General features: G+C 50.0%; 15 protein-coding genes, 1 tRNA gene and 1 pseudogene. 12 read left to right on the top strand and 5 right to left on the bottom strand.

All coding sequences use genetic code 11. From position 1 onward, the window contains the following. Positions 1 to 8: 8 nt before the first annotated feature. Positions 9 to 1,211 (bottom strand): acetyl-CoA C-acetyltransferase, encoded by a 1,203-nt coding sequence (locus ACO0LI_RS21650; RefSeq protein WP_423035162.1) that lies wholly within the window; start codon positions 1,209 to 1,211, stop codon positions 9 to 11. 155 nt (positions 1,212 to 1,366) lie between these two features. Between ACO0LI_RS21650 and ACO0LI_RS21645 the strand changes: the two genes are divergently transcribed. From ACO0LI_RS21645 to ACO0LI_RS21630, 4 genes are all read left to right on the top strand, one after another. Beyond that, the gene (locus tag ACO0LI_RS21645) at positions 1,367 to 1,846 is read left to right on the top strand and encodes a thioesterase family protein (protein WP_423035160.1); all 480 of its coding nucleotides are present in this window, start codon (positions 1,367 to 1,369) and stop codon (positions 1,844 to 1,846) included. A gap of 59 nt (positions 1,847 to 1,905) precedes the next feature. Then, a complete protein-coding gene (locus ACO0LI_RS21640) occupies positions 1,906 to 2,691 on the top strand; it encodes an enoyl-CoA hydratase/isomerase family protein (protein WP_422950518.1) in 786 nt (261 codons plus the stop codon). Between the two features lie 255 nt (positions 2,692 to 2,946). Next, positions 2,947 to 3,150: a cold-shock protein gene (locus ACO0LI_RS21635; RefSeq protein WP_007878889.1), complete on the top strand. Its 204-nt coding sequence runs from the start codon at positions 2,947 to 2,949 to the stop codon at positions 3,148 to 3,150. 236 nt (positions 3,151 to 3,386) lie between these two features. After that, a complete protein-coding gene (locus ACO0LI_RS21630; RefSeq protein ID WP_423035158.1) occupies positions 3,387 to 5,111 on the top strand; it encodes a methyl-accepting chemotaxis protein in 1,725 nt (574 codons plus the stop codon). A gap of 43 nt (positions 5,112 to 5,154) precedes the next feature. Here ACO0LI_RS21630 and ACO0LI_RS21625 read toward each other — a convergent pair whose 3' ends face one another. Continuing rightward, positions 5,155 to 6,060, bottom strand: coding sequence for a LysR family transcriptional regulator (locus ACO0LI_RS21625; RefSeq protein ID WP_423035156.1), 906 nt, complete (start codon positions 6,058 to 6,060; stop codon positions 5,155 to 5,157). A 164-nt stretch (positions 6,061 to 6,224) separates the two neighbouring features. Here ACO0LI_RS21625 and ACO0LI_RS21620 point away from each other — a divergent pair, with 164 nt between their 5' ends. The 8 genes from ACO0LI_RS21620 (at position 6,225) to ACO0LI_RS21585 (ending at position 12,969) form a co-directional block, all read left to right on the top strand. Next, a complete protein-coding gene (locus ACO0LI_RS21620) occupies positions 6,225 to 6,905 on the top strand; it encodes a haloacid dehalogenase type II (protein WP_423035154.1) in 681 nt (226 codons plus the stop codon). A 30-nt stretch (positions 6,906 to 6,935) separates the two neighbouring features. Then, positions 6,936 to 8,522 carry a malate synthase A gene (gene aceB, locus ACO0LI_RS21615; RefSeq protein ID WP_423035152.1) on the top strand — a complete coding sequence of 529 codons (1,587 nt, stop codon included), beginning with the start codon at positions 6,936 to 6,938 and terminating at the stop codon, positions 8,520 to 8,522. A gap of 373 nt (positions 8,523 to 8,895) precedes the next feature. Continuing rightward, positions 8,896 to 9,585, top strand: a complete 690-nt coding sequence (aqpZ, locus tag ACO0LI_RS21610) for an aquaporin Z (protein WP_422950513.1) — start codon at positions 8,896 to 8,898, stop codon at positions 9,583 to 9,585. 142 nt (positions 9,586 to 9,727) lie between these two features. Next, positions 9,728 to 10,294 carry a DUF1415 domain-containing protein gene (locus tag ACO0LI_RS21605; RefSeq protein WP_422950512.1) on the top strand — a complete coding sequence of 189 codons (567 nt, stop codon included), beginning with the start codon at positions 9,728 to 9,730 and terminating at the stop codon, positions 10,292 to 10,294. A 471-nt stretch (positions 10,295 to 10,765) separates the two neighbouring features. Continuing rightward, a complete protein-coding gene (locus ACO0LI_RS21600) occupies positions 10,766 to 12,016 on the top strand; it encodes an aspartate kinase (protein ID WP_422950511.1) in 1,251 nt (416 codons plus the stop codon). Positions 12,017 to 12,107: 91 nt separating this feature from the next. Continuing rightward, a tRNA-Ser gene (locus tag ACO0LI_RS21595) sits at positions 12,108 to 12,199 on the top strand. 159 nt (positions 12,200 to 12,358) lie between these two features. Then, positions 12,359 to 12,562, top strand: a complete 204-nt coding sequence (locus ACO0LI_RS21590; RefSeq protein ID WP_423035150.1) for an Arm DNA-binding domain-containing protein — start codon at positions 12,359 to 12,361, stop codon at positions 12,560 to 12,562. 50 nt (positions 12,563 to 12,612) lie between these two features. Further along, a complete protein-coding gene (locus tag ACO0LI_RS21585) occupies positions 12,613 to 12,969 on the top strand; it encodes a phage integrase central domain-containing protein (protein WP_423035148.1) in 357 nt (118 codons plus the stop codon). On the opposite strand, the pseudogene ACO0LI_RS21580 reads toward ACO0LI_RS21585, so the two are convergent. The 3 genes and pseudogenes from ACO0LI_RS21580 to ACO0LI_RS21570 all read right to left on the bottom strand — a co-directional run. Then, positions 12,921 to 13,193 (bottom strand): annotated as a pseudogene (locus ACO0LI_RS21580) (hypothetical protein); the annotation flags it as partial. The gene ACO0LI_RS21585 and the pseudogene ACO0LI_RS21580 overlap by 49 nt on opposite strands. A gap of 230 nt (positions 13,194 to 13,423) precedes the next feature. After that, positions 13,424 to 14,035, bottom strand: a complete 612-nt coding sequence (locus tag ACO0LI_RS21575) for an AAA family ATPase (RefSeq protein WP_423035146.1) — start codon at positions 14,033 to 14,035, stop codon at positions 13,424 to 13,426. After that, on the bottom strand, positions 13,966 to 15,684 hold the full coding sequence (locus ACO0LI_RS21570) for an AAA family ATPase (protein WP_423035144.1): 1,719 nt from the start codon (positions 15,682 to 15,684) through the stop codon (positions 13,966 to 13,968). Before ACO0LI_RS21570 ends, ACO0LI_RS21575 begins: the two co-directional genes overlap by 70 nt. Positions 15,685 to 15,845: the final 161 nt, after the last annotated feature.

The raw sequence follows: 15,845 nt of genomic DNA, 5'->3' as shown, positions 1-15,845 counted from the left end.
CCAATTTTCTATACGCGCTCTATGATGGTGGCGATGCCCATGCCACCACCCACACACAGGGTGATAAGGCCGCGCTTTAACTGGCGCGCTTCCAGCTCATCGATCAGATTGCCAAGCAGCATGCAACCTGTGGCACCGAGTGGGTGACCCAGCGCAATCGAGCCGCCATTCACATTGACTTTTTCTTCCGGTACCTTGAGGTCTTTCATGAATTTCATGACTACCGCAGAAAATGCCTCATTGACTTCAAACAGGTCTATGTCTTCTATGCTTAGCCCGGCTTTGTTCAAGGCTTTCAGCGTTGCAGGGCCAGGGCCGGTCAGCATGATGGTCGGGTCAGTTCCTGTCACGGCAGACGCTACGATACGGGCACGTGGGTTCAGGCCCAGGCGTATGCCCATGGCGGCGCTGCCTATCAGTGCAAGCGCTGCACCATCGACAATGCCGGACGAGTTACCAGCAGTATGCACATGCTTGATACGTTCAATGTGGGGGTACTTGCGTATCGCGACGCTATCAAAGCCCATCTTGCCCGGCATCTCAAATGAAGCCTTGAGAGTAGCCAGCGCTGCCATGCTGGATTGTGGTTTAATGAATTCATCTTCAGCCAGTATCACCAGGCCATTCATGTCGCGCACAGGGCGCAGGGATTTAAAACGGCCCGCCGCCCGTGCTGCCGTGGCTTTTTCCTGCGAGCGCAGGGCAAAGGCATCGACATCCTCGCGGCTGAAGCCTTCCAGCGTGGCAATCAGGTCTGCACCTATGCCTTGCGGTAAAAAGTCAGTCTGCATGCTGGTTTGCGGGTCGGCTGCCCAGGCGCCACCATCTGATCCCATAGCCACGCGCGACATTGATTCAACACCACCTGCTACCACCAGGTCCTCCCAGCCCGAACGTACTTTTTGCGCGGCCAGGTTGACTGCTTCGAGGCCGGATGCGCAAAAGCGGTTCAGTTGCACGCCTGCGACCTGCCAGTCCCAGCCTGCCGCCAGGGCCGCCGTCTTGGCGATGTCTGCCCCTTGGTCGCCTATAGGGGTAACACAACCCAGCACGACATCATCAATCAGTGCAGTGTCCAGCGACAGGCGTTGCTGCATATCCTGCATCAGGCCAGACAATAAAGAGATGGGCTTGACGCTATGCAGCGAACCATCTCTCTTGCCTTTGCCACGCGGTGTGCGTGGCGCATCAAAAAGATAGGCTTCAGTCATATGTGTTCTCCTGTCTGGTTGGATCCTGGGTTGTTGCTGTAAGGTATCAACTGAGTCAATTTGTGGCGCAAGTGTATGATGATACAATTAATAAAGCAAATGCTTGATTAATTACTTTATTACTATTTTACTCACAGGATAGTAGGAAAAAGGCAATGACACAAAACATGATTAATAATTCAGAGTTTCAGAGCATGCTAAAAATGGTGATTGAGGAAAAAATTCCCTTCTGCCAATTGCTGGGCATGAAGCTCGACAGTTTTGACCCGGACGCTCCACGCCTGTCCATAGGCATGCGTGACGAATTGCTCGGCAATTTTGCCCAGGGCATGCTACATGGTGGCGTCATCGCGTCTGTGCTTGATAGCGTAGCGGGATTCGCCATCCTGCTAAAAATGGCGCAACACAACCCACAGGACGATGTCATTTCACAGATCAAGGAATTCGGCAAGATGAGTACCATAGACTTGCGCATCGACTATCTGCAACCTGGGCGCGGCAAGCATTTTGTCGCGGCTGCCGAAGTCACGCGACTGGGCAAGCGTGTCGCCAATGTCTTGATGGACTTGCGTAATGAGAAGGGGGACAGGATTGCGACTGGGGCCGCCGCCTTCATGTTGCATGGCCGCGCCTGATTGCCTTTCTGCCCGCTTGTACTAGGATGTAGATACAAACTACAACAAGGGGAGGCAGCATGAGCATACGTCTGGAAAAAGCCAATGGACTGGCTACCATCATTTTTGATAATCCCGATTGCATGAACGTCATGGGCGCAGCAGAGATTCGTGCCCTGAACCAGTTAACCGAATTGCTGGCAGAAGACCAAAGCATACGCGTTGTTATTATCCGTGCTGAGGGCAAGGTGTTTGGTGCGGGTGGTGACATCGCCAGCTTCAAGCCCGGTGACCCGGCATCCCCCGAAGCCATACGTGAAATTGGTGCCGAGCTGAACCAGGCAATATTGCGCCTGCATAAGCTGCCAGCCATCGTGATTGCCTCTGTGCACGGCGCAGTTGCCGGTGGCAGCATGGGTACCATGAATGCGGCTGATCTGGTGGTGGCGGCCAAAGGCACGCGCTTCAATATGGCTTATGCCAAGATAGGTGCCAGCCCGGATGTGGGCAATACCTGGTTCCTGCCGCGCCTCGTTGGTAACCGCAAGGCACTGGAATGGCTATTGTTTTCAGAAAATTTTGATGCTGAAGAGGCGTTGGCCTTTGGCCTGATCAACCTTGTCGTGCCGCCTGAACAATTGAAGGATGTCACAGAAAAGCTGGCAATGCGACTGTTACGTGGCCCGCAAGAAAGCTATGCCAGGATGAAGCGCCTGGTTTATCAGTCAGATGCGACCTCACTGGAGCAGCAGGTCAATGATGAAATCGAGGCTTTTGCCTCAGTCACAATGACATCGGACTTTGCCGAAGGTGTGTCTGCCTTCCTGGATAAACGCACCGCCCATTTTGGCTGCAAGCTTAATTAAGCGCGATTTTTTGGCAATTACAAGGATATATGACAGTTTTGTGACAGGTTTTGTGTCTAAAAACCGGTTTTCTCCTCTGAAACTGCAAGATAAATCGAGAGTGTAGTGTTTTATTTTACTTTTCCCCGAAATTCTGCGTATAATCGTTCAGTCGTTGAGATTCAAAGTGGTAGTGCAGTATCAGTCTGTCATTTCTTACTTGGTTGAAACGATCTATCGGGCATATGCCCACATTAACTGAAATAGGAAATTGTAATGGCAACAGGTATTGTTAAATGGTTCAATGATTCAAAAGGTTTCGGCTTCATCACTCCAGATGAAGGCGGTGAAGATCTGTTTGCTCATTTCTCCGCTATCCAATCTAACGGCTTCAAATCTTTGAAAGAAAACCAACGCGTTTCTTTCGAAGTAACTACAGGCCCTAAAGGCAAGCAAGCTTCTAACATCCAAGCAATCTAATTGCTGATTTGTTAGTCTGCTGATATCTGGTGTCATGCCAGATTTGCTCAAAAAATCCCCGGTTCTCCGGGGATTTTTTTTTTGCAAAAGCACAAAATTTTCTTTCACGAAAATTTGCAATTTTATTTATACTTGAGCTGTATTAGCCGTGCTAATGTTGTCTCTGATCAATACTCTTAATAAGAATTTTTTGTATTCTGGTTCCAAATCGGAACGTAAAAAAGGGGGAAGTGAAGATGTTCAATCTAACAATCAGACTAAGACTGATAGGTGCAATGGCTTTCATGGCAATCATGCTGATCATTGGCGGATTGATGGGAGTGTACGGCGTTCACAACAGCAATGCGGTCATCAAAGAGATTTTTTCCAATCAATTGCCGTCGGTAGAAGCAATGGGGCAATCCCGTGTTTTTCTCCTGCGAGCCCGCACTGCGGTCGACAGGGCAATCGCCCATCCCGAATTCCCGGATACAGCTGAAACCCTCAAGCGTTCAGAGGATTTTTTTAACCAGTCTGAAGCTTACTGGAAAAAATACCTGGCCTTGCCGCAAGATGCCGACGAAAAAAAGTTGTCTGATGAGGTTGCCGTCTTGCGTGACAATTACATCAAGACTGCGCACATGCCCATGTTCAACGCCATCAAGGCAGGCAACAAGGAAGAGGCCGACAACATCAATATGAAGCTTGTACCGCCAGCATTCACTGCTTACTCCGACAAAATGGCCAAGCTCAGTGAATACCAATTTACCGGTGCCGCCAATTCTTTAAAAGACAGCGAGACTGCATTCACTACCTTTTTATGGGTTGATATCCTGGGTGTGATTGGTGGTCTGGTTGCCGTATGTATCTCGGCTTATTATTTGCTGGCTGCTATTTCCAGCCCCTTGAAGCTGGCAATTGATCAGTTTGAAGCGATAGGCAATGGTGACCTGACCCAGCAACTGAAACCAACATCCCGTGATGAAATGGGACAACTGGTTTCTGCGCTTGAAAACATGCGTCAGAGTCTCATGCAAACTGTCACCATGGTACGGCAATCAAGCGGTTCTATCGCCGTCTCTTCAGAAGAAATTGCAACTGGCAATATGGATTTGTCCAGCCGCACTGAGCAGCAGGCTGCCAGCCTCGAAGAAACTGCTTCTTCCATGGAAGAGCTGACTTCGACAGTGCAGCAGAATGCCGACAATGCACGCCAGGCCAGCACCCTCGCATCGAGTGCTTCGGATGTTGCCAGCAAAGGTGGTCAGGTGGTCGGTGACGTCGTGCACACCATGTCTTCGATCAAGGACAGTTCCAAAAAGATCGTCGATATTATCGGTGTCATTGATGGCATTGCCTTTCAGACCAATATCCTGGCCTTGAATGCTGCGGTAGAGGCTGCACGTGCGGGTGAGCAGGGCCGTGGCTTTGCCGTGGTAGCGACTGAAGTGCGTAACCTCGCGCAGCGCTCGGCCAATGCAGCCAAGGAAATCAAGGCACTCATCAGTGATTCTGTTGATAAGGTCGAAGTTGGCTCGCGCCTGGTCGATGATGCGGGCAAGACCATGGACGAGATCGTGGTCTCCATCAAAAACGTCGCCGATATCATGGCAGAAATCACTTCTGCCAGTGCCGAACAAAGAGATGGTATCAACCAGGTTAGCCTGGCAATCAGCAAGATGGATGAAGCTACCCAGCAAAATGCTGCGCTGGTAGAGCAGGCCGCTGCCGCAGCCAGCAGCATGCGTGACCAGGCAAATAACCTGAACAATGCTGTGAGTATCTTCAAGATTGATGCAAACGATGCGGGCGGCAATAGCAGCAGGCCTGCAGTGCTTAGTCCTGCAAGGGCTGTCATCAGGGATAATCCTGTGACTAAGCGGTCTGCAGTCAAATCACTGCCTGCGGCAACTCCAACTGCGCCGAAAAAGACAGCCAAACCGGCCGCTTCAGCAGCGCAGGATGACTGGGAAGAGTTTTAATTCTCCGCAACCAGGGTTCAAACCTGAATGGCAAAAATCATGTTCAGGATTTTTGCCAGTAATCCGGCTGGCTGTAGGCGTGACGTAAAAAGTCAATGAAGGCACGTATGCGCAAGGGCAGGTGGCGGCGCTGGGCAAAGATCGCATAGATATCGTTGCCCGGCGCGTTGAATTCATCGAGCACTGTGACCAGCTTGCCTGATTCAATTTCTGATCCCACCTCCCACATCGAGCGCCAGGCCAGGCCTTTGCCTGACAAGGCCCAGTCATGCAAGACTTCTCCATCGTTGCAGACCATATTGCCTTCTACCTTCAGGGTCACATTTTTACCGTTCTGCCGAAAGGTCCAGCCACGCTGGCTGCCATCAGCGCTGAAAGCCAGGCAATTGTGTTTGCTGAGTTCATCCAGGGTTTGCGGTGTGCCATGGCGTTTGATGTAGGCGGGTGAGGCGACTACCACACGCTTGTTGTCCGCCAGCTTCACGCCTATGAGGTTGGAGTCAGTCAGTGCGGCTATGCGTATTGCGACGTCTATGCCTTCGCCGATCAAATCCACTACCCGGTCATTCAGACTCAGCGTCAGCTTCACATCGCGGTGTTCACTTAAAAAAGAGGGCATCAGTGGCGCCACATGCTGGCGGCCAAAACCGGCAGGGGCTGAAATCGTCAGCGTGCCGCTGGCACGGGCGCTGCGTTCAGATACTGCGCCTTCGGCATCTTGCAGATCAGCCAGTATGCGCTGGCAATCTTCGAGGAAGGCTTCGCCCTCATTGGTTAGCGCCAGCTTGCGGGTCGTGCGTTGCAAGAGTTTGACACCCAGGCGTTCTTCGAGTGCATCAAGACGGCGGCCTATCATGGCAGGGGCCACGCCTTCAGCACGGGCGGCTGCAGACAGGCTGCCTCTGGTTGCCACTTCTGCAAAAGTGGAGATTTGTTTAAACTGATCCATGAGAACCTGGCTTCTTACCTCTTCATTTGCAACTAAAATGAAAAGATGTAGTGATGAAATTCGATGATTATAGTATTTTATATTGAATATACTGCTTTCATGATGTTTGCCATTTAATTTTTCACATCCAGGCCAGTCTCACATTCAGCGCAATCAATAAAACCATGACCATTTCCGCCATTGCCTTTGATGCCTACGGTACCCTGTTCGATGTGTATTCCATCAGCGAACTGGCAGACAAGCTTTTTCCCGGTAAGGGCAGGGCACTGGCAGAGTTGTGGCGCGACAAGCAGATTGAATACACCCGCCTGCGTACCATGTGCAGCATGTACAAGCCATTCTGGGAAGTCACCCAGGACGCGTTGATATTTTGCTGCCAGAAGCTGGATCTGGATTTGACGCTGGATGCACAAAACAGCCTGATGGGGCAGTATGCACGGCTGAAAGCTTTTCCTGAAAATCTGTCCGTCCTGCAAGCCTTGCAGGCACAAGACATGAAAATGTCGATTTTATCGAATGGTAATCTGCACATGCTACAGTCGGCTGTCGATGCCGCTGGCATGCAGGGTATATTCAGCCACTTGCTGTCGGTCGAAGTCGTCAAGAAATTCAAGACCGCACCTGAAGCCTATCAAATGGCACCTGATGTATTTGGTGTGCCAGCAAAAAATATTTTGTTTGTATCCAGCAATTGCTGGGATGCCTGTTGTGCTACCTGGTTTGGTTACACCACCTTCTGGGTTAACCGGCAAAATGCGCCGCTGGAACAACTGGGCGTGACGCCGCACGGTGTAGGGCACACGCTGCAAGACCTGATTCCCTTTATCGCAAAACATCGCAACTGATTTCGTTTTAATTCATTTTTGGAGACTACAATGACACAACTGACTTTACCTGAAGGCATGCAAATCAGCGGCGAAATCAAGCCAGGCTTTGCCGAGATTTTGACACCAGAAGCCCTGGCTCTGGTTGCCAAACTGAGCCGCGCTTTTGAGCCACGCCGTCAGGAATTGCTGGCTGCCCGCGTAGAGCGTGCGAAACGCCTGGATGCCGGTGAAACACCAGACTTCTTGCCAGAAACCCTGCATATCCGCGAAGGTGACTGGAAGATCGCACCTATCCCCAAGGCACTGGAATGCCGCCGTGTAGAAATCACCGGCCCGGTAGAACGCAAGATGGTCATCAACGCCTTTAACTCTGGCGCTGATAGCTATATGACAGACTTTGAAGATTCCAATACGCCAAACTGGGATAACCAGATCACAGGTCAGATCAATATGCGCGACGCTGTGCGCCGCACTATCAGCCTGGAACAAAACGGTAAATCCTACAAACTGAACGACAAGATCGCCACTCTGGTCGTGCGCCCACGTGGCTGGCATCTCGATGAAAAACATGTGCTCGTCGATGGCAAGCGCATCTCTGGCGGCATTTTTGATTTTGCCCTGTTTCTGTTCCATAACGCCAAAGAACAACTGGCACGCGGCGCTGGCCCTTACTTCTATCTGCCTAAGATGGAATCCCACCTGGAAGCGCGTCTGTGGAACGATATCTTCGTCATGGCACAGAATGAAATCGGCCTGGCACAGGGCACTATCAAGGCCACAGTGCTCATCGAAACCATCGTCGCTGCCTTCGAAATGGATGAGATTCTGTATGAACTGCGTGAGCATAGCTCAGGCCTGAACGCTGGTCGCTGGGATTACATCTTCTCTTGTATCAAAAAATTCAAGAACGACAAAGACTTCTGCCTGGCAGATCGCGCCAAGGTCACGATGACTGCGCCTTTCATGCGTTCTTATGCTTTGCTGTTGCTGAAAACCTGCCACAAGCGCAATGCACCAGCGATAGGCGGCATGGCGGCACTGATCCCGATCAAGAACGATCCTGAGAAAAATGACATCGCCATGGGTGGCGTGCGTACTGACAAAGCCCGCGATGCGACAGATGGTTACGATGGTGGCTGGGTAGCGCATCCAGGTCTGGTAGAACTGGCGATGACAGAGTTCAAAAAGGTATTGGGTGACGCCCCTAACCAGATTTCCAAACAGCGCCCTGATATCGAAGTTAGTGCCAAGGACTTGCTGAACTTCCAGCCAGAAACACCGATCACCGAAGCTGGCCTGCGTTACAACATCAACGTCGGTATTCATTACCTCGGCGCATGGCTGGCTGGCAATGGTTGCGTGCCTATCCATAACCTCATGGAAGATGCTGCAACTGCAGAAATCAGCCGTTCACAAGTCTGGCAATGGATACGCTCTGTCAAGGGCAATCTGGAAGACGGCCGCAAAGTCACTGCCGACATGGTGCGTGCCATGATCCCGGAAGAGCTGGCCAAGGTTAAAGAAGTGGCTGGTACAGGCCCTACCTATGACCGCGCAGCGCAAATATTTGAAGAGATGTCAACGTCAGAAGACTTTGCAGAATTCCTGACTTTGCCTTTGTACGAAGAAATTTAATGTTGCAGGCAAGCATTGGCTGGCACGCGGTGGCTTGTCAGCTTACGCATTAAAGCCAAACTTTAAGTCATCTATGAATTTTGACTTGAACAGGTAGTAGGCCTTTGTAAATGCCATAGAAGTGAAAAAGCGAGCTCGAATTTAGCTCGCTTTTTTTTCGTCTTTTTTTGGGGTTTTTTTCAGACATATTTCAATGTTTGAAAAACATGTTTAATTAATCAGTTGATTTCTCGAAAAATTAATAATTCATCATAAATATTTAACAATATGGCAATGTAAGTTTGTTATATTGTTCCTCACTATGCGGGCAAGATTTTTAATCCTGCCGCATGGAAAACCGGGCAACCCATACCTTAGAAAAGTGAGTGAAAAAATGAAACAATATGGTGCTGAATTTTTGGGAACATTCTGGCTGGTACTTGGCGGCTGCGGCAGTGCGGTGCTGGCAGCGGCTTTCCCTGGTGTGGGCATAGGCTTGCACGGCGTGTCGCTGGCTTTTGGTTTGACTGTGCTGACCATGGCTTTTGCTATAGGCCATATCTCTGGCTGTCATCTTAATCCCGCAGTCTCTATCGGCTTGTGGGCAGGTGGCCGTTTTCCTGCCAACAAATTGCTGCCTTACATCGTCGCCCAGGTATTGGGCGGTATCGTTGCCGGTGGTGTCTTGTACCTGATTGCCAGTGGCAAAGCAGGTTTTGACGTGTCTGGTGGTTTTGCGTCCAACGGTTTTGCTGAACACTCGCCTGGCGGTTATTCCATGGTGGCTGCTCTGGTGACTGAGGTTGTCATGACGATGATGTTTCTGGTCATCATCCTTGGCGCGACCGACAGCCGCGCACCACAAGGTTTTGCACCTATCGCTATTGGCCTGGGTTTGACGCTGATACATCTGATCAGCATTCCTGTCACCAATACCTCGGTCAATCCTGCACGTAGTACAGGCGTGGCCATCTATGTTGGCGGCTGGGCTTTGCAGCAATTGTGGCTGTTCTGGCTTGCACCTATCGTTGGTGCTGTGCTGGGTGCTGTCAGCTATAAGGCGATTGCTGGTGAGGCGAGATAAACAGATTGCAGGGCAGGGTAGTACCGCGCAAGGTAATGCATAAGCACTGAAGGCTCGTAAATACGATGCAAAATTGACGGATGTCACGCACCTGAAAATCTGGCATGGTATCCTCGGGCCTTCCCTGTCTTTTATGCATATCATGCCCAGTCACCTCATCAATTCCGACGACGTTATTTCCGCGACCGCAGCCTGGCTGGACAAAGCCGTCATCGGTTTGAATCTCTGTCCTTTTGCCAAGGCTGTGCAGGTCAAGCAGCAGGTGCGCTATGTCGTCAGTGAAGCGAAGACGCCAGAAGCCTTGCTGGAAGACCTGGAGCGTGAACTCGAATTACTGGCCGAAGCCAATCCCGAGAAAATAGAAACCACCTTGCTGATCCACCCACTGGCATTGAACGATTTTCTGGACTTCAATGATTTTCTGGATGTCGCCGATGGCATGCTGGAAGAAATGGAACTCGACGGCATCCTGCAGGTTGCCAGCTTTCACCCTGACTATCAGTTTGCCGATACCGAGCAGGACGATATAGAAAACTATACCAATCGCTCGCCATACCCAACGCTGCATCTGTTGCGCGAAGAAAGCATAGACAAGGCGGTAGAAGCCTTCCCAGAAGCCGAGCAAATCTATGAAAAGAATATGGAAACCATGCGTGAGCTTGGTCATGAAGGCTGGCGTCGCCTGTTTTCCAATTATGCTAAAAAGTAAGTAAAGAAAGTGAGCAACTTAAGCCCGGTTGACGAATGCAGATCAATCGAATTCTTATATCGATATGTGAATAAGTAATTTGCGATCTGCATAAGGCTGACAATTGCTCGGCATACTATAAAATCAATATACTGGCAGGGGTATGTTGGCGTAAGTGATTGATTCAAAATAGAAAAATTGGAATATTTTATATAATTATTTCTATTGTCCCTGCCGCCTCCAAAAAACAGCCGCAAATTCCAGGGCCAGCTTAAGCCTGGCAGATCCCATTTCCTTGCAAATCCCATGCCTTAATAACCACGCTTCTGTAGAAAATTTGCTTTTGGCAATTGCTGAGCAAGTGTTTCTTCTGATTTTCTGCTGACAAGTGCCTTGTTATTTTGCAGAGCAACATGTACAGTAAGAGGCTGATTTTCCGCATTTTTCACCCTTTGGTCTTCTATCTCAGTTTCTATCTCAGTTTCTATATCTATGGCTTTAATCGTCCACAAATACGGCGGTACTTCGATGGGTTCGACAGAACGCATCAAGAACGTCGCCAAGCGCGTCGCCAAATGGCATGATGCCGGTCACCAGATAGTCGTGGTGCCTTCAGCAATGTCTGGTGAAACAAATCGTATCATCGGCCTGGCAAAAGAAATTTCTGCCCAGCCTGATCCCCGTGAACTTGACATGATTGCCTCTACCGGCGAACAAGTCTCAGTCGGTTTGCTGGCCATTGCCCTGCAGGCGATAGGCAAACAAGCCGTGTCCTATGCAGGCTGGCAAGTTGCCATCAAGACCGATTCTGCCCATACCAAGGCCAGGATCGCCTCGATTGATGAAGCCAAGGTCAAGGCTGATCTCGATGCCGGCAAGATCGTCATCATCACCGGCTTCCAGGGTGTCGATGAACTGGGCAATATCACGACCCTGGGTCGTGGCGGCTCTGATACGTCTGCCGTGGCTGTTGCCGCAGCACTCAAGGCGCAAGAATGCCTGATTTATACTGACGTCGATGGTGTCTATACGACCGATCCGCGCGTGGTATCTGATGCGCGTCGCCTGAATACCGTTACCTTTGAAGAAATGCTGGAAATGGCATCGCTGGGTTCCAAAGTCCTGCAAATCCGCTCCGTCGAATTTGCCGGTAACTACCGCATGCCTACCCGCGTTCTCTCATCATTGACCGACCCATTAATACCGCTGGAAGAAGAAGCGAATTCCGGCACTCTGATTTCGTTTGAGGAAGATACACACATGGAACAAGCTACCATCACCGGCATCGCGTTTAACCGTGATGAAGCAAAAATCACCGTCCTGGGTGTACCAGACAGACCAGGCATCGCCTATCAAATCCTGGGCCCGGTTGCTGATGCCAATATCGAAGTCGATATGATCATCCAGAACCAGTCTGTCGAAGGCAAGACCGACTTTACCTTCACCGTACCACGCGGCGAATACACCAAGGCCATGGACGTGCTGGAAAACAGCGTCAAGGCCCATATCGGCGCTGGCAGCATTGTCGGTGACTCCAAGGTCTCCAAGGTCTCGGTCGTTGGCGTAGGCATGCGCAGCCACGTTGGTATCGCTTCCCAGATGTTCCGCACCTTGTCAGAAGAGAGCATCAATATCCAGATGATCTCCACTTCAGAAATCAAGATATCGGTCCTGATTGATGAAAAATACATGGAACTGGCGGTCCGCTCCCTGCATAAAGCATTCGGTCTGGAAAGCGCTTAAAATTTTTTCTGGCCTGACTGTTGACCAAAGTCATACAAGCAGCTATTATCACGGTCTCAATTGCAGCTGAGTTTAGCGGCTGCAATAGTGTGGAGATGTGGCCGAGTGGCCGAAGGCACTTCCCTGCTAAGGAAGCATTTGGGGTAACCTGAATCGTGAGTTCGAATCTCACCATCTCCGCCAGTAACACGTAAGAAGGGGTTAAGTCTATTAAGGTTTAACCTCTTTTTCCTTTTGTAATCAACGGTTTAACGTCGTTTTGTGCAATTTGGCGTAATCTATTGTAAATATAGATAAGTAGGTAGAATGTAGGTAAGATAAAAAATTTACCTACTTTCCGCGATGGCTCTTACCGTTAAACAAATTGATGCAGCAAAGCCCAAAGACAAGCCATACAAAATCCGCGATATAGAGGGCCTATACCTCTATGCGTCGACGGCTGGCTCCAAACATGGAAGTGCGATTGCGATTGCGATGTCGCTGGAAAGCGCACGACCATCACGTATGGCAAATATCCCGAAGTCTCCCTGGCTGATGCAAGGCTAAAGAATCTCGAACGGAAAAAAGCACCGGCAGAAATAAAAAACAAAATACCTTTGTTTAAAGAGGTGGCCCGGCAATGGCTCGATAACAAAGTGCCGTCACTTTCCAATAGCAAGCACCAGCACCAGACCATCACGTCCCTGGAACAGATCATTGCGAAAATAGGTAATCTGCCTGTTGATAAAATACCTCGCACTACATTCGTTCAGGCTTTGCAAGACTTCGCAGATACGCCAGAAAGCGCTAGGCGATTGGCTGGCCGGGTAACTATGGTGATGGATTACGCAATGGACCTGGGCTACTTAGAGCAGCATTCAGCAAGCAATTTAACTAGAGTACTGCCGTCGATCCGTGCGCGGCGTCACATGGCCTGCATTGAACTCAGTGATGATTGGAGTATTTGGCAGTGACTTGTAGTTTGTTGCATGTACCGGACTAGTGTGACCAATAAATCCATTGAAGTCTGACCAGCTATTCTGTTAAACGCTGACCAGTTCGCGAGCGCCTGGATAGTATTTGCTATCTCTTGAGCGTCCTGCACATCCCTAATTGTGACGGTTCGGTGAGAATTGGGATTTCCACATGACCCAATCGCGCCAGCGAAAAGATTTGCAAGTGCAACCTCCTCTGACGCCGGTACGGACTGATCCGTGAGCGCGCCAGTTTGTCCAAACTAGTTGTGCATAAGCTCAATGCCGATAGGCCAAAAAAATATAAGAAAATGGCTGGTTGCGGAATGTCTAGTCCTGCGCATCTATTCGTATTTGTTGCGTAGGTAACCTGAGTAGCGCAAGTAAACCCAAATACTGTCAAACTTGTTTTTTCAGTGCGCACTGGTAAAGATCGCACATTTCAAGGGCGTACTTACGCCCTTTCAATCATCATATTGTAGTGCGGCAAATGGTTCGTTTCCTCGAATATTCTCTTGAATATCTCAAGCTGTGCCTTAATGACGTCATCGCCAAACGAATAATGCACGTCGTCGTGCGAATAGTGTGAGCCATCATTGACCCACGAGAGGAGAGAGCGACACACGATCTTGTCCTGGCCTTCGAACTTTTCGCACAAATCGTCGAAATCGATTCCTCCAAGAATTTTGAAGTAATGCTCCAAGATCCTGCGCATCGAGTTCTGGATGGTCAATGGGTTCGGCACTTCCCTGGCAATCTCCTTCCAGAGCAAATCGTATGACGTGTTAATGGGATTCTTGTCATGAAATTCTATGTGCGGGCCTGCGGCGTCTTTGCGTACAACCCAATATGTCGGCTTCAGCGATTTCTGGGCATCTTTGCCAGTTTTGATCTTATCTTTTCCTTTGGGTTGAACGGCGTTGAAACAAACCTCTTTGTGGAAATACACGTTGTGCGTCAAGATGAATATTTGTTTGACCTGCCCTCGGTTGTTTCTCATGTCATCGAAGAGCGTTCGAATAAGACTGCTGACGATGAATAGCACCTCGCTGTCCAGACTGGACACGGGATCGTCGAATACCACCACCCGATCAGCGTGATACCATTCTCGCTATCGCTGCCCTTGATTAACTGGTAAAAGTAGAGGAATGTGACGAACGACTTCTCTCCATCGCTGAGTGAGTTGCGCGCGTCTTTGCCGTCTTGGCGCACCAACTTGTAGCGAGGTCCTTCGTCGACTTTCGCCAGTGAAAACGTCTTGAAGCCAAAGGATTTAAGCATACCATTGATGGAGTCGACGGTTGGCTGAACGCTGATAGCAGCTCGTTCCAACGTGCCCAGCTCGACCTCCAGCGCAGTCTTAGTCACGCCGGCATCCTGTATCTTCTGGCTCAAACTCTCAATAGCGGCATCGAGCGCTTTTCTATCCTTGAGATAGTTGGACAAATCGTCTTTGAGGTCGACGTTGAGGAGGTGGCGCCAAACTTCGTTGGTAAGCTTCGTTTTCTCGGTGGCCAGGTTGGTCACGATACGATTGTGCTCAGCGACGGCTTGATTCGCCTCCTTGATGAGCGTGGTTGCAGCAGCCAACGGTGCCGCGATGGATTCCAAAGTCTGGGTCGAACTGGGTTCTTTGCGCTTATTGGCAAGGATCAGGGCGTTGGCCCTTAACTTCGCTTCAATCGTTGCCTGCTCGGCTTCGAACGCTACCCTATCGAGGAAACTGCAATTGGCATCGAGCGCCGACTGCAGCCGTGCCAACATCGTCTTTGATTTTGCTTCGTAGCTGGTCTGCAAGTCGGTGATTGCAGCGGTGTCTAGCTCGAACGTCTCGTCGAAATATGCCGACAAGGTTTTCTCGAAGTCCATCGGAACCGGCTGTTGGCAGAATGGGCAGTTCGGCGCGCTTTCATTCAAAAACCCCTGACCTTCCTTCACCCAGTCGCTGTGCCCCAGGCGATGGATCATCGCTGCGATATTGACGTCAGCCTTCCCGACGACTTTTTTGCGCAAGATCTCGCTGGCTTCTAAACCCACCAAATCGGCAGTGCCCAGTTCTTGAATGGTTTGCTCGATTTGAGGAGGTGGGCCGAAGACGGTCTTTGCGCGTTCCATCAGCTCCTCCAGGGGACGCGACTCGGATTGGTTAGAAACCAATTGATCGAGTATCTTGTCTTTGAATTTGGCGCGCGAGTCCCTAACACCGGTGAACGCTACCTTGAACACTTCGTCGTACTTTTGCTTCCATACCCAACATTGGCCCTCAAACGTGGATATAAGCTTATCAAGATCATCGTATTTCCCAGTTTTCACTTGGGGGCCGTTGTTCTTGCTACCGATATTGCCATTGCTTCCGAGGCTTCTCTTGAGCTTAGCCATTTCTTCGTCGATTTCTTGCACTTCCGCTTTTTTAGCTGCGATCGCTGCCTCGTTGACAATCCCATCGTTCCCGAGCGTAAAAATCCCCTTTAAATCACTAGATGCGTTGAAATTAGTATCAACGAAATCGCGGTTGTAGACCAGTGTCCGCAACGGAGCGCCATCATTCCATGTGACGGCGCAGTGCTCATAGCCTGGCTGCTGGGTCAAGGCCCTGCTAATGGTGGTTTTGCCGGCGCCATTGGCACCGAAAACGAAATTGAGGTGCCCCAAACCGTCCATGGTTTGAGGTCCTGTGTACGTCGCAACATTGGCAATCTTGATGGATTCAATCATAACGACTTTCCCAAGAAACATCTCATACTGTAGCTAAGGAACATCTGATTAAGTTCTAATTTCCATCAATTACAAAATCATGTTCCAGTCAAAGCATAAAACGTGCTGCTGAACATGATTTTCATCAAGAATTGGGGAGTTGTATCCCCAACTTCTTCAGT

The sequence above is a fragment of the Undibacterium sp. Tian12W genome, from assembly GCF_049339405.1.
Classification (GTDB): Bacteria; Pseudomonadota; Gammaproteobacteria; order Burkholderiales; family Burkholderiaceae_D; genus Undibacterium.
This window is presented reverse-complemented; position numbering and strand designations above follow the sequence as displayed.

Bases quoted from the DNA above. Each gene is read 5' to 3' on its own strand.
- ACO0LI_RS21650 (WP_423035162.1), bottom strand. From the start codon at position 1,211: ATGACTGAAGCCTATCTTTTTGATGCGCCACGCACACCGCGTGGCAAA.
- ACO0LI_RS21645 (WP_423035160.1), top strand. From the start codon at position 1,367: ATGACACAAAACATGATTAATAATTCAGAGTTTCAGAGCATGCTAAAA.
- ACO0LI_RS21640 (WP_422950518.1), top strand. From the start codon at position 1,906: ATGAGCATACGTCTGGAAAAAGCCAATGGACTGGCTACCATCATTTTT.
- ACO0LI_RS21635 (WP_007878889.1), top strand. From the start codon at position 2,947: ATGGCAACAGGTATTGTTAAATGGTTCAATGATTCAAAAGGTTTCGGC.
- ACO0LI_RS21630 (WP_423035158.1), top strand. From the start codon at position 3,387: ATGTTCAATCTAACAATCAGACTAAGACTGATAGGTGCAATGGCTTTC.
- ACO0LI_RS21625 (WP_423035156.1), bottom strand. From the start codon at position 6,060: ATGGATCAGTTTAAACAAATCTCCACTTTTGCAGAAGTGGCAACCAGA.
- ACO0LI_RS21620 (WP_423035154.1), top strand. From the start codon at position 6,225: ATGACCATTTCCGCCATTGCCTTTGATGCCTACGGTACCCTGTTCGAT.
- aceB (WP_423035152.1), top strand. From the start codon at position 6,936: ATGACACAACTGACTTTACCTGAAGGCATGCAAATCAGCGGCGAAATC.
- aqpZ (WP_422950513.1), top strand. From the start codon at position 8,896: ATGAAACAATATGGTGCTGAATTTTTGGGAACATTCTGGCTGGTACTT.
- ACO0LI_RS21605 (WP_422950512.1), top strand. From the start codon at position 9,728: ATGCCCAGTCACCTCATCAATTCCGACGACGTTATTTCCGCGACCGCA.
- ACO0LI_RS21600 (WP_422950511.1), top strand. From the start codon at position 10,766: ATGGCTTTAATCGTCCACAAATACGGCGGTACTTCGATGGGTTCGACA.
- ACO0LI_RS21590 (WP_423035150.1), top strand. From the start codon at position 12,359: ATGGCTCTTACCGTTAAACAAATTGATGCAGCAAAGCCCAAAGACAAG.
- ACO0LI_RS21570 (WP_423035144.1), bottom strand. From the start codon at position 15,684: ATGATTGAATCCATCAAGATTGCCAATGTTGCGACGTACACAGGACCT.